The sequence below is a fragment of the Boudabousia marimammalium genome (assembly GCF_001936115.1).
GTDB classification, from domain to species: Bacteria; Actinomycetota; Actinomycetes; order Actinomycetales; family Actinomycetaceae; genus Boudabousia; species Boudabousia marimammalium.
In genome coordinates this window covers 164,672-177,373 of record NZ_MPDM01000001.1, presented here as the reverse complement: position 1 = coordinate 177,373, position 12,702 = coordinate 164,672, and the positions used below count along the sequence as shown (strand labels likewise).

The window sequence follows — 12,702 nt, the reverse complement described above, 5'->3', positions numbered from 1 at the left end:
TGGGTCTAGGTTGGATGCAGGATATCTTGTATGCTGTAAAGACAGTAACATTTACTGTTCTAAGACTTAGAGGAGCAAACCGATGAGCGATCACAAAATTGCTGAACCCCATCCCGACCATGATCACGGCAAGGATTGTGGGCACCCCGCGATTGAGCGTGAGGATCACACAGATTTCCTCCATGATGGGCATTTGCACCATGCCGACGGTGATCATTACGACGAGCATGAGGTTACCGAGGAAGTAATCGCTGAAGCTCACGTCGACCATGATCACGGTAAGGACTGCGGACACCCAGCCGTGAAGCATGGGGATCATACTGATTATCTGCATGATGGGCATTTGCATCATCCTGACGGCGATCATTACGACGAGCACTGAGACTAAACGAATCGGGCGCTATCTGGCAAGGCAATCTTTGCAGACAGGTAGCGCCCGATTTTTATGTCCGCGAATGGGTGAGAGTTAAGTGTTATCCCATGCTGACAGCTTGGAAAGCAGCCAGTAGCCATAAGACAATTGTACTTTTTCAGCACAAAACCATTGAGTGCGGTTTGTGTGTGGAAGATTCCCGCACAGTTTGTGTTTGGAAGAGTAGTTTCACCCAGATAATAGCTACTCCAGCCGGTATTTACTTTCAATTCGTGCAGGGAAAGCTAAAAAATCAGCTGTGAAACGATATACTGTGAAATACTTGGCAAACTTGGAATCTGTTGATAGTGATTTTTAAGTGTGTTTACATGATTTACGAAGGGGTCAATTATGAGTCTCAATGCAAGTCTAATCATGGAAGCTACTGAAGTGTCTAAGACCTACGGAAGCGGATTGGCTAAAGTCCATGCACTTAAAAACGTTTCCTTGTCCATTTTTAGGGGCGATTTTTTGGCGATTATGGGAGCTTCAGGTTCTGGTAAGTCGACACTTCTGAATTGCTTGGCCGGACTCGACATTCCAGACTCTGGCGAAATATTGGTGCAAGGGAAACGCTTTAATCCTAAAGACAGTAGGCAACTCGTAGAACTGCGGCGGAGAACTTTCGGATTTATTTTTCAAAACTACCAACTGATTCCGACACTCACGGCGGAAGAGAACATTCTGTTACCACTAGCTATTTCCCAGGGTGAGGTGGATGGTAGTTATTTCCAAGAAATCGCTCGCCGGCTAGGCATCGACCAAGTCTTACATAGAAAACCTCAGGAACTATCTGGAGGCCAACAACAACGTGTAGCATGCGCTAGAGCATTAATCACAAAACCCAAGTTAATTTTCGCAGATGAGCCTACAGGAGCGCTAGATTCCAAGGCGTCTAAAGATTTGTTGGAAATATTTAGAGAAACCGTTACTGATTTCGGACAGTCTTTGGTCATGGTAACCCACGATCCGGTAGCAGCAGGATATGCCTCGCGTGTTGTAACAATGCAAGACGGTGTTCTTGCCGAGTCGAGTTTATCCGAACTAGCTGACTCGTCTTTATGAGTTGGTTCTATCGCTTTTAGGATACAAGTTAGGAATCATGCATGAGGTATTGGAGAGTTACACGAAAACTGTTTGCCGATTCACGGAAGCGACTGGTTGGCATTGTGGCCATTGTTGCTATTACTGTCATGCTTGGGGTCAGCATCATGACCAGCCTAGTTTCGGTTGGAAAGACTGTAGAAAAAACCGAGCTGGATAAATTACAGTACGATTTGTATGTAGTGGGAGAAAGAGATTCTACGGTAAACGAAAATGCTGTGACGCTGAAAGCTCCTGCACGGGTTGGGATTGACCACGAAACCCTAACCATTATAGAGAAACAGCTACCGGGATGGCAGGTAGTGCCAGAGGCGCCGATATTGGTTGACCTCAAGATTGGTGACCATGTACTTAGGTCAGGTATTCAAGCCAAATATGCTGCTGATCGTTGGTCTGCCTACAGTGATTCTCTAGATTCTGTAATCGAAGGAGAGTTTTCCAATTCCCCCGGAGAAATAGTAGTTGATCGGTACCTGTTTGAGACTTTGAATCTTAGTCTCGGCTACCCCATTCAAGTTATAAGTGGAAGTAAAACAGCCCAAGGCAGAGTTGTTGCAGTAATTTCAAATGATTCAGCACCTAAATCCGAACATCACCTGTACCTTAGTGATGCTGACCGAGATAAACTTGTGCGTAGCGAGCAGCAGATTAACCGGATTGGCCTTGCTCCAGATGGCTCCGAGAGCTTGACGCTTGAGCAAGTCAAGACAACAATATACGAGCTACCAGGTCTAGAACTACGGACTCAGGTTCAATTGAGAGATGAAATCAAAGACGGTTTCCAGCGGCAGCTCAACTCTTTAACAATAGTGGCACTACTCTTAGTTCTTTCAGCTTTGGTTGCAGTGTACCTATCCACTAACTCGATAAACTATCTGCTCACAATTGAATCAGATAGATTAAAAGAACTGCAGATTCTAGGGATGTCTAGGAAACAAGTTATTGGGTTAACTCTCAGACGATTCTTGTCGGCCGGGGTAATTGCGGGGCTTACTGGCGTGCTGTTGTCCGTTCCAAGTTCTATTGCGATTAATCGGCTGTTCTTTGAGCTAGGTTTGCCCCCAATTCGTTACCGATTTAGTATCCTAGTGGCGGTTGTAGGCTTAGCAACATCAATCATTATATTTGCGGTTTCTGCGGCAGTCGCGGCGGCAAGATACACCAGCACCAAAAATCGAAAAGAAACTGATGTTAACCATGTGAAGTTGAACTACTTGCACATTGTGGGTTTTGTTTCATTGGGAGCAGTTGCGCTGGCTTTGCTCTTTTCTGCTGATGCAAGACTTAAGCTTATTCTGTCTTTCCTGCTTTACCTAGCAGGTATCCTGGTCTCCGGATACCTTGTTTCATATCTTTTACTACAGGTGCAACGTTTGACCGGCAGGAAGAGAGTAGCTCTAGCTCTTTCGCTTAATTCCTTGCTCAACGATCGGAAACGGCTATCTTTTGGCACAGTTGCAATCATGTTAGCCTCGGGGGTGGTTATCTCCGGCCTTTTCGTACAAGCAAGTCTCGAAAAGGGCATCTCGAAAACTATTACGGAGGAGCTAAAAGCGCCGTATTTGCTCACGACCTATGCTGATACGGAGACTTTTAATGAAGATATTACAAAAATTAGAAATCTGCCAAATGTAGCATCTGTAGATGGTTCTACAGGGCTCTTCGTTGCGCCCTTGTGTGAATCTGCTCCCAGCAAAAACATAGAATCGCAAGCGGTAAACGTGAATTTATTGGATTTCGAGTCGTTTTCTATTGCCGCTAGTTTGCCTCTAGTTGACGGTAGTTTAGACAATCTATTGGCCGATAATTCGCGCAGCAGTGACTTTGCGATTTTGAATCAGAGTTACGCTTCTGATAGGGGATTTAGGATTGGTGACCGGATTTCTATCTCCGACAATGAAGGGCATTGCACGACGGTCAAGATAGGTGCGATAGTCGATAGCCACTTGTTGCATGGGGAACTGATTATTCCAAAAGAGGTAGCACGAGGAGGAACTTTTAGGCAGATCGAACCCAGTGTGTTGATGGTGACTCCGAATGATGGCAAGGATATTGAAGAGGACTTGATCCAATACACGCGAACGCATTCCGATTACAATCTAGTATTGAAACAGACTTATGTGGACGAAACTTCAAGACAAACTCAGGGACTCTTTGTTTTCCTTATTACCATCCTTGGGGTGTCTTTCCTCGTAGCCGTTAGTGGCTTGGTGTACTTACAGCTGGTAGCCACTCGGAGACAATTTCCCTTATTGGCAACCGCGAAAGCTATGGGTATGTCTACTTGGCAATTATTCCGCACGTCTATGTATGAAACTCTCATTATAGTGTTCTTCGGTGTAATTGTAGGAGTACCTATCGGAGTGGTGGGTGGACATAGCGCCGTGCTATTACTGAAGCACAGCAATGTTATTCCAGTTCTCTTCTCTGTGCCTTCAGCAGGTAGCATCTCAGTGTTTGCTATCGTTCTTGGCATAGTTAGTACTGGTCTGAGCGTTCCAGCTTGGATGCTAGCGCGTCAGCTCACTATCGTAGAGGCGCTCAGACCGCGATAGAAGTGTCCCTAAAGTCGGGAAAGGATTGTGAGTACTATTTGTGTGTGGTAAAAGCCAAATTTGGGCTGATTTTGGGCTGTTTTTGGTTTTTTCGCACACAGTATCGAAGTTGTGTGGGATTTGTTCACACACAACCGGGTACTTCTGGCTTTTAGTCACACAACATTGATAAATGTGGGTGTCAGCGGACGCGTCTGGTGCGTGCCTAGCTCAGCCGCTTTTTGACAGCCAGTTGGATTGGTATGGAGATGCCCGCTCGATAGCAGGCTTCAAGCACGCTACGCACAGCCACCCCAGCGTAGATGGGGTTCAGGCCAGGCAGCTCCCCGACTAGGTGCAGCTCAGCTACCTCCTGGGGTATCTCAATGTAGGAAGCGGGACTGGAAACAGTGGTTGAATCCGCTTCTGCGAAGTTTATTAGCGCTGGTTGCTCTAGGGTGATAGCTTCTAAAAAGATTTCTGAAACCTCAGCTAGCTGAGCTTCAATGCCGGGTTTTTGCGGGGTAAGTAGGCTGATTTCAACTCGGGTGTTGTTGCTCTGGCGTCTGCTCAAGCAAGCTAAATCTGCGCCGAGCCGCACATCCGGAATAAAGAACCTAGCTCTTTTAAGACTACGTTCTCCGTCGGTCCAATACCAAAGCAGAGAATCATCGACCGGATTTACGAAAGATCCCACGCTAAGGAAATAGCCGTCGACTTGATTATCCCCAAGGTAATCCAAACAGTTTTGTAAAGCCTGGAATAGGAGTGAGACTGAAATATTATGTTGAGAGTCGACCATCATCTCCACGAAAGCAAGCACAGCATCAGCTAAGCCTTCCGGCTCTCCGTCCTCATAAAAAGTGTGCCACAAGGGAGGATGGTCAACTTCTTCATTCAACCATTCGTTACTAAGGTCGAAAAACAGATGGCGTGCTTCTGAACGAAAATTCGTAAGAGTCGCGGAGGAGCTGTCCAAGCTAGTGCCGATAGCGCCAATCCCAACCTCAATACTAGGAAACTTTCTGCTCATACTCACCAAGAATAGCAGTATAGTTAAACAGTCGTTGATGAATTATGTGCTGCACCTGCACCAATAGTCAGTGGGCGTCAGACCAAGCCTGCGGGTCCGCTGACCAAGTAGACAGTGCGGCTTCCTCGGCCTCGCTAATCTTACCCTCGGTCATTGCCACCTCAACCAAAGTCGGGTAGTTAGACAGCGTGAACAGGGGCAAACCGGCCGCCTCGAAAGCGTCCTTACCTGCCTGCAGCTCATAAGAGAACAGCGCGATCACACCCAACACGGTAGCGCCTGCCGCCTGCACTGCCTTCGCTGCCTCCAACACGGAACCACCCGTAGAAATCAGATCCTCCACCATGACGACCTTCGCGCCCGGCCTAATCCGTCCCTCAATCTGATTGCCCTTGCCGTGAGTCTTCGCGGCAGCCCGCACATACGCCATCGGCAAACCCAAACGGTCAGCCGCCAGCGCCGCGTGCGCAATCCCGGCGGTAGCGGTACCAGCCACGACGGTGGCTTCCGGGAACTGCGCCCGCACCAAAGCCGCTAAACCCTCGGCCAGCAAAGAGCGCGTTGCCGGAACCGACAAGGTCACCCGGTTATCGCAGTAAATCGGGGAACGCAGCCCCGACGCCCAGGTAAACGGATCGGTCGGGCGCAAAGACACGGCCTCGCAATCCAGCAGGGCGGCGGCCACCTGGGCGGCAAGTTTCGGGTCGGAGACAGTCATGGGGATCCTTTCAAAAAACAAGGGTGGGTTTGGGTAGGACGAGGGGGTGTTCAGCCGCCAAAATCAGCTGTTCCAGGCGGCTTTAATCTCATGATACGCGGCGACCGGGTCAGCGGCCTGCACAATGGGACGGCCCACCACGATTCCCGAAGAAGCCATCTGCGCGGCCTTCGACGGGGTCACCACGCGGGCCTGGTCGCCAATATCGGCGCCCTCAGGACGAATACCCGGCGTGATCCGTAAAAAGTCCTCACTGGTGGCGTCCTTAATGGCGGCAGCCTCCCAAGCAGAGCAGACCACGCCCGCCACACCAGCGGCCTGCGCCACCCGCGCATAGTTCAAAACAGACTCTTGCAAAGGCACCTCAATGAGCTGCTCGCGACGCATAGCTTCCGGGCTAGTGGAAGTCAGCTGCGTGATTGCGACAACCGACGGCTGCTCACCCTCGGCCCCAGCGCCCTCACGCAAACCCTCCAAGGCGGCCTCCATCATGGCCTGCCCGCCCGCCGCATGCACAGTCAGCAGGCTCGCGCCCAAACGCGACAAACTCCGCGCCGCGCCGCGCACAGTGTTGGGAATGTCGTGCAGTTTCAGGTCGCAGAACACGTCATGCCCGGCCTCCCGCATCTGCGTCACCACCTGCGGGCCGGCCGCATAAAACAGCTCCATGCCGACCTTCACGAACAGGGACTCGCCCTCGAAAAGACGAACAAAATCTAGGGCAGCCTGCGCGCTCGGCACATCCAGGGCAATAATCGGTCGAGACGTATCCATTAACGGTTTTCCTTTGCTTCACGAACTTCTCTAATCAAATCTTCCAAAGTTTCAATCCCCAGCTCATCCAGCAGCGGCTCCAAAGACTCAATAATGTCAATGCAAGCCAGCGGCGTAGTGAACATGTGCGTGCCGACCGCCACCGCTGACGCGCCCGCCATCATCATTTCCAGGGCCGAGGGGGCATCCGTGACGCCACCCATGCCGATCACCGGGATCTTCACCACCGAGGTCACCGCGTCAATCATGCGGATAGCGACCGGAAGAATCGCGGCACCAGAAAGCCCGCCCGTCCGGTTCGCAATGATCGGCTGCCGCGTCCGCAGATTCAGGCGCATCCCCAGCAGCGTATTAATCATGCTTAAACCATCCGCGCCGGCATCCTCAACAGCCCGGGCGATCGACACAATATCAGTCACATTCGGGGACAGTTTCACATAGACCGGCACCTGGGAGACCGCCTTCACTGCGGCAGTAACCTCCGCCGCAACAGTCGGTGAAGTTCCGAAAGTAATGCCGCCCTGCTTCACGTTCGGGCAGGAAATATTCAGCTCCAAAGCCGCCACATTCGGCGCCGTGGAGATCCGCTCCGCCACCCCCACATAGTCATCCACCGTGTAGCCGGCCACGTTCGCAATCACCGGCAGAGTGGGGTGATGCTCCGCCAGCCACGGCAGCTTCTGTGCCATGACGGCGTCAATGCCGGGGTTTTGCAAACCGATTGCGTTCAACATTCCCGAGGGGGATTCCGCCACCCGCGGCACCGGATTGCCGGCCCGCGGTTCCAAAGTCGTAGCTTTCACCATGATGGAGCCGAGGCGGGAAAGATCAAAATACTCATCATATTCTTGCCCGAAACCGCAGCAGCCCGAAGCCGGCATCAGCGGGTTCTGCAGGTCAAGGCCCGGCAGTTTCACCGCGAGACGAGGGTGAGGATTCTGGCGTGACTGCGCGGTGTCGGGGGAGGTCGCAGGTGCGTCAGGCATCGAGGCATTCAGATTCTGGCTCACAAGGTCACCTCCGCAGCCGCAAAAACCGGCCCGTCGTAGCAGATTCGGTGCTGATGCTCAGGATCTTGCGGATTCGGAATAACGCAGGCGTAGCAGGCGCCCACGCCGCAAGCCATCCGCTGCTCCACCGACACAAAAGTCGGGCAAGTATCCATCCAACGCTCCTTCACATGCCGCAACATGGGGAGCGGCCCGCAAGCGTGGACTGCGTCGGGATGAGCTTCCGTCTCCGGCAGCACAATCTGCGCCACCGTGCCATGCGTTCCCGCACTGCCGTCATCGGTGGCCCAATGAACCGTGCCCAAGTCAGCGTATTTATCAGCCCAGAAAATCTCGTGTTCACCGCGCAGACCCAGCTGGAAACTCAGCTCCCAGCCCAGCTCCTTGAGCCGGCGGCCCAGCAGATACAGCGGCGGAATTCCGACGCCACCGCCGACCAGTAAGGCTCGGCGCGAATCAGCCGAGTCGCCCTCGGCCCCCTCAATCTGCAGCGGGAAACCCTGACCCAAAGGGCCTAGCACGGTGACCTCGGTGCCCGGCGTGAGCTGAGACAAGGCGGCCGTCCCCACCCCGACGACACGGTAAATGATGGTCAAAGTGGAGCCGTCATCGGCCATATCAGCGACCGAAATCGGCCGACCCAAAGGCAGATCCTTCGCCAAAGCGGGCTTGACCATCACGAAAGTGCCGGGCGGGACCGGGCTGCCATTCCAGGTGAAAACCAGCTCCCAGATACTGTCCGCAATCTGCCGGTTAGAAACCACCGGCAGATTCACGGGCGCGGGCTTGAAACAGCTCATTTACCAATCACCGTCCGATTACCTGCGTGGTGAAGGTGCGGGCCTCCATCATGGTGCAAATCGCCTGCGCCGTATCCAGTGAAGTAAACAGCGGGATGCCCTGCATGATGGCGGCCCGGCGGATCTTCTTGCCGTCGCTTTCCGTGCTGGAGGAATGCTCCATAATGTTGATCACGACGTCACAGCCGCCGCGGCTAATCATCTCAGAGACCGTCTCACCGACGCTACGGTGATCGCCCTCGCTAATCTTGCCGGCCAAACCGACCCGCAGGCCGGCGTCACGCAAATACTTCGCAGTGCCGGACGTGGCGGACAGGCGGAAACCCATATTAGCGAAACGGCGGGCCAGAATCAGCGCCTCCGGTTTCGCATCATCAGCGACCGTCAGCAGCACGCGACCATACTCCGGCACGTGCAGGTTAGAGGCCTCAAACACCTTGTACAGTGCCTTATCCAAGGTCACGTCGGAGCCCATCACCTCACCGGTTGATTTCATTTCCGGGCCCAGATGCGAATCCACCAGATCCAGCTTGGAGAAGCTGAAAACTGGGGCTTTCACGTGGATGCGGTCAGATTCGGGTAGCAGGCCCGGCTGGTAGCCCAGCTCAGAGAGGCTGGAGCCGAGGATGACGCGGGTCGCCACCTCCGCCATTGGCACGTCCGTAATTTTAGACAGGAACGGAACGGTGCGTGACGCCCTCGGGTTCGCTTCAATCACGTAGGGTTGCCCGTCCGCAATCACGAACTGGATATTCAAAATGCCTAAAGTGCCCAGCCCCAAAGCCAGCTTCGTGGTGCGCTCCACGATCATGTCAATGATTTCTTGGCTCATCTGCTGCGGCGGGTAGACCGCCATGGAGTCACCCGAATGCACGCCGGCCCGCTCAATATGCTCCATAATGCCGGGCAGCAGCACTTCCTCACCGTCACAGATCGCGTCGATTTCACATTCGGTGCCCTGCAGGTAACGGTCCACCAGGATGGGACGATCCGGCGTGACCTCCACGGCGTTACGCATGTAGGCGCGCAGATCCTGCTCATTGTAAACAATCGCCATGGCGCGGCCGCCAATCACATAGGAGGGCCGCACCAGCACCGGGTAGCCCAGCTGCTGCGCTACCTTTAGTGCCTCGTCCTCGTTGTGGGCCATGCCGCCGGGAGGCTGCGGAATCTCCAACTGGGCGAGGAGTTTCTCAAACTCGTCACGGTCCTCAGCGCGGTCCAGGTCCGCAACCTGGGTGCCGAGGATGTTGACGCCCGCTTCATGCAGCGGTCCGGCCAGGTTGATGGCCGTCTGCCCGCCGAACTGGACGATGACGCCAACGGGCTGCTCCAGCTCAATCACATCCAGCACGTCCTCCAAAGTGAGCGGCTGGAAGTAGAGCTTGTCAGAGATGGAGAAGTCAGTGGAGACGGTCTCCGGGTTGGAGTTCATGATGATGGCTTCATAGCCGGCATCCTGGATGGCTTTCACAGAGTGGACGGTCGCATAGTCGAACTCGATGCCCTGACCGATACGGATCGGGCCTGAACCCAGCACCAGAATGCTGGGACGCTCTGAGCGGACCGACTCGTTCTCAACCTCGTAGGTGGAATAAAAGTACGGGGTGGCAGAGTCGAACTCTCCGGCGCAAGTGTCCACCATCTTGTAGACGGGACGCAGGCCGTGATCGTGACGGAACTGCCGGACCTGCTGCGGGGTCTGACCCCAGGCGCGGGCCACCGCAGTGTCAGCGAAACCGGCCCGCTTCGCGGACTCTAGCACCGCGGCGTCACCAGGATGGGCGGACACTTCGGTTTCCAGTTCAATAATGCGGGCCAGCTTGTCCAGGAAGAACAGGTCAATCTTCGTGATTTCAGCCAGCTCATCCGGGCTCTTGCCGCGCCGCATGGCTTCCGCCAGGCAGAACAGGCGATCATCGGTGGCGTTAATGATCTGCATCATCAGCTCATCATCACTCAAGGACTTGACCTTGCGTGAATCCAAGCTGTCGCAACCAATCTCTAGGGAGCGGACCGCTTTCAGGAGGGATTCTTCAATGGTGCGACCCAAAGCCATGACTTCACCGGTCGCTTTCATCTGTGTGCCCAGGTTCCGGTTCGCCAAAGCGAACTTGTCGAAAGGCCAGCGCGGAATCTTCGCCACCACATAGTCCAGGGCAGGCTCAAACATCGCCCAGGTTCGTCCCGTGACCGGGTTCAAAACCTCATCCAAAGTCAGGCCGACCGCAATCTTGGCGGCCAGCTTCGCAATCGGGTAGCCGGTCGCTTTGGAAGCCAGCGCGGAAGAGCGGGACACGCGCGGATTCACTTCAATCACATAGTAGTCAAAAGAGTTCGGATCCAAAGCCAACTGCACATTGCAGCCGCCTTGAATGTCGAGGGCGCGCACAATCTCAATGGAGGCGTCACGCAGCATCTGATGCTCACGGTCAGTCAGTGTCTGTGTTGGCGCGAACACAATGGAGTCGCCGGTGTGGACACCGACCGGGTCGAAGTTCTCCATGGTGCAAACCACCATGGTGTTATCGGCGCCGTCGCGCATCATTTCGTACTCAATCTCTTTGAAACCAGAGATCGACTGCTCAATCAGGCATTCGGTGACGGGGGAGAGCTCCAGGCCCTTCGCCACGATCCTTTCCAGTTCCGCCTGGGTGGCGCAAATGCCGCCGCCGGTTCCGCCGAGGGTGTAGGCGGGGCGCACAATCAGCGGGAAACCGATCTCTCGTCCCGCCTGGATGGCTTCTTCGACGGTGTGAACAATGGCGGAGGCCGGGATCGGCTGCCCCAGCTCCTCCATCAGCTGCTTGAACAGGTCCCGGTCTTCTGCTTTCTCAATGGCTTCCAGGTCGGTGCCCAGCAGTTCAATCCCCAGCTCATCCAAAATGCCGCTACGGGACAGGTCGATCGCCATGTTCAAGCCGGTCTGCCCGCCCAGGGTGGCGACAATCGCGTCGGGCCGCTCCTTGCGGATAATCTGGGAAACGAACTCCAAAGTGATCGGCTCAATGTAAACCCGGTCAGCAATATCGGTGTCCGTCATGATGGTGGCCGGGTTAGAGTTCACCAGAATGACCTCATAGCCTTCCTCTTTCAAAGCCAGACAGGCCTGCGTGCCCGCATAGTCGAACTCTGCGGCCTGGCCGATCACGATTGGGCCTGAGCCAATCACTAGGATGCTTTTAATGTCGCTGCGCCGTGGCATCAGTTGGCCTCCATCAAGTCAATGAACTGGTCGAACATGTGGACGGCATCATGCGGGCCGGCCGCCGCGTCGGGGTGGAACTGCACGCTGAAAGCGGGGCGGCTGCGATGGCGCACGCCCTCCACCGTGTCGTCATTAATCTGCACGTGCGTAACCTCCAGGTCGGTTCCCGCCAGGGAGGCTTTCTCCACGGCATAACCGTGGTTTTGGCTGGTGAAATCAACCCGGCCGGTGGCCAGCTCCCGCACCGGATGGTTAAATCCGCGGTGTCCGAAAGGCAGCTTATAAGTGTCCGCGCCGTTCGCCAGGCACATCAGCTGATGACCCAGGCAGATACCAAACATGGGGAAATCCTCTTGCAAATCCCGGATCACATCCAGCACTTCCAGGTGATCTTTCGGGTCGCCCGGACCATTCGACAGCATGATTCCGTCCGGATGCAAAGCCCGCACCCGCTCCGCGCTAATATCATGCGGCACCACCGTAATCGCACAGCCGCGGGCGCTCAGCTCACGCAGAATCGAATGCTTCAAACCGAAATCGAAAAGCACCACGTTATGGCCCGTATTCGGATTAGCGTAAGAGTTCTGGGTGGAAACCTGCTGCACCTGATCGCGCGGCAGTTCCCGCTCATGCAGGCGTTCTAGCTCAACTTCGACCGCAAAATCAACGCCCGGCTGGCCATTGAGGAAGGTGCCCTTCATGACGCCCTCGGCCCGAAGCCTGCGCACCAGGGCGCGCGTGTCAATCTCAGCCAGCCCCGGAATGCCGTGTGTCGCCATGAACTCGGACAGGCCCAGGTCGGAGCGCCAGTTGGAGGGCCGGCGGGGAACCTCACGGCAAATCAGGCCCGCCGTGGTGGGGAACAGGGTCTCCATGTCGTCGCGGTTAATGCCGGTGTTGCCAATCAGCGGGTAGGTGAAAGTCACGATCTGCCCGTTGTAGGACTGGTCGGTTAGCGTCTCCTGATAGCCGGTCATGCCGGTCGTGAAAACCACCTCCGCGGTAGTTTCAGTATCCGACCCGAAGGCGCGGCCCACATGCGTGGAGCCATCCGCTAACAGGAGGGTGCGAAAGCGACTACTCATTTTCATCCTTTATTTGGGTTTGCT

The 12,702-nt window shown here is 54.7% G+C and carries 10 protein-coding genes; 3 read left to right on the top strand and 7 right to left on the bottom strand.

What is annotated here, in order from left to right; all coding sequences use genetic code 11:
- The first annotated feature begins 82 nt into the window (after positions 1-82).
- From BM477_RS00750 to BM477_RS00740, 3 genes are all read left to right on the top strand, one after another.
- Positions 83-382, top strand: coding sequence for a hypothetical protein (locus tag BM477_RS00750; RefSeq protein ID WP_075360769.1), 300 nt, complete (start codon positions 83-85; stop codon positions 380-382).
- Between the two features lie 381 nt (positions 383-763).
- Positions 764-1,477, top strand: coding sequence for an ABC transporter ATP-binding protein (locus tag BM477_RS00745; protein WP_075360768.1), 714 nt, complete (start codon positions 764-766; stop codon positions 1,475-1,477).
- Between the two features lie 104 nt (positions 1,478-1,581).
- Positions 1,582-4,071, top strand: coding sequence for an ABC transporter permease (locus tag BM477_RS00740; protein WP_158024333.1), 2,490 nt, complete (start codon positions 1,582-1,584; stop codon positions 4,069-4,071).
- A 205-nt stretch (positions 4,072-4,276) separates the two neighbouring features.
- Here the strand turns inward: BM477_RS00740 and BM477_RS00735 are convergent, their stop codons facing one another.
- From BM477_RS00735 to BM477_RS00705, 7 genes are all read right to left on the bottom strand, one after another.
- Positions 4,277-5,083, bottom strand: coding sequence for a hypothetical protein (locus BM477_RS00735; protein WP_075360766.1), 807 nt, complete (start codon positions 5,081-5,083; stop codon positions 4,277-4,279).
- Between the two features lie 67 nt (positions 5,084-5,150).
- Positions 5,151-5,801 (bottom strand): orotate phosphoribosyltransferase, encoded by a 651-nt coding sequence (pyrE, locus tag BM477_RS00730; protein WP_075360765.1) that lies wholly within the window; start codon positions 5,799-5,801, stop codon positions 5,151-5,153.
- A 63-nt stretch (positions 5,802-5,864) separates the two neighbouring features.
- Positions 5,865-6,575 (bottom strand): orotidine-5'-phosphate decarboxylase, encoded by a 711-nt coding sequence (gene pyrF / locus BM477_RS00725; RefSeq protein WP_075360764.1) that lies wholly within the window; start codon positions 6,573-6,575, stop codon positions 5,865-5,867.
- A complete protein-coding gene (locus BM477_RS00720; RefSeq protein ID WP_281247069.1) occupies positions 6,575-7,585 on the bottom strand; it encodes a dihydroorotate dehydrogenase in 1,011 nt (336 codons plus the stop codon). Before BM477_RS00720 ends, pyrF begins: the two co-directional genes overlap by 1 nt.
- A complete protein-coding gene (locus tag BM477_RS00715) occupies positions 7,582-8,385 on the bottom strand; it encodes a dihydroorotate dehydrogenase electron transfer subunit (protein WP_075360763.1) in 804 nt (267 codons plus the stop codon). Before BM477_RS00715 ends, BM477_RS00720 begins: the two co-directional genes overlap by 4 nt.
- Before the next feature lie 7 nt (positions 8,386-8,392).
- Entirely contained in the window at positions 8,393-11,590 is a 3,198-nt protein-coding gene (gene carB / locus BM477_RS00710; RefSeq protein ID WP_075360762.1) for a carbamoyl-phosphate synthase large subunit, read from the bottom strand.
- Positions 11,590-12,678 carry a carbamoyl phosphate synthase small subunit gene (locus BM477_RS00705; protein WP_075360761.1) on the bottom strand — a complete coding sequence of 363 codons (1,089 nt, stop codon included), beginning with the start codon at positions 12,676-12,678 and terminating at the stop codon, positions 11,590-11,592. Before BM477_RS00705 ends, carB begins: the two co-directional genes overlap by 1 nt.
- Positions 12,679-12,702 lie beyond the last annotated feature (24 nt).

Excerpts from the sequence above, each read along its gene's own strand:
- BM477_RS00705 (WP_075360761.1), bottom strand. The coding sequence starts at position 12,678 with ATGAGTAGTCGCTTTCGCACCCTCCTGTTAGCGGATGGCTCCACGCAT.
- BM477_RS00750 (WP_075360769.1), top strand. The coding sequence starts at position 83 with ATGAGCGATCACAAAATTGCTGAACCCCATCCCGACCATGATCACGGC.
- pyrF (WP_075360764.1), bottom strand. The coding sequence starts at position 6,575 with ATGGATACGTCTCGACCGATTATTGCCCTGGATGTGCCGAGCGCGCAG.
- pyrE (WP_075360765.1), bottom strand. The coding sequence starts at position 5,801 with ATGACTGTCTCCGACCCGAAACTTGCCGCCCAGGTGGCCGCCGCCCTG.
- BM477_RS00735 (WP_075360766.1), bottom strand. The coding sequence starts at position 5,083 with ATGAGCAGAAAGTTTCCTAGTATTGAGGTTGGGATTGGCGCTATCGGC.
- BM477_RS00715 (WP_075360763.1), bottom strand. The coding sequence starts at position 8,385 with ATGAGCTGTTTCAAGCCCGCGCCCGTGAATCTGCCGGTGGTTTCTAAC.
- BM477_RS00745 (WP_075360768.1), top strand. The coding sequence starts at position 764 with ATGAGTCTCAATGCAAGTCTAATCATGGAAGCTACTGAAGTGTCTAAG.
- carB (WP_075360762.1), bottom strand. The coding sequence starts at position 11,590 with ATGCCACGGCGCAGCGACATTAAAAGCATCCTAGTGATTGGCTCAGGC.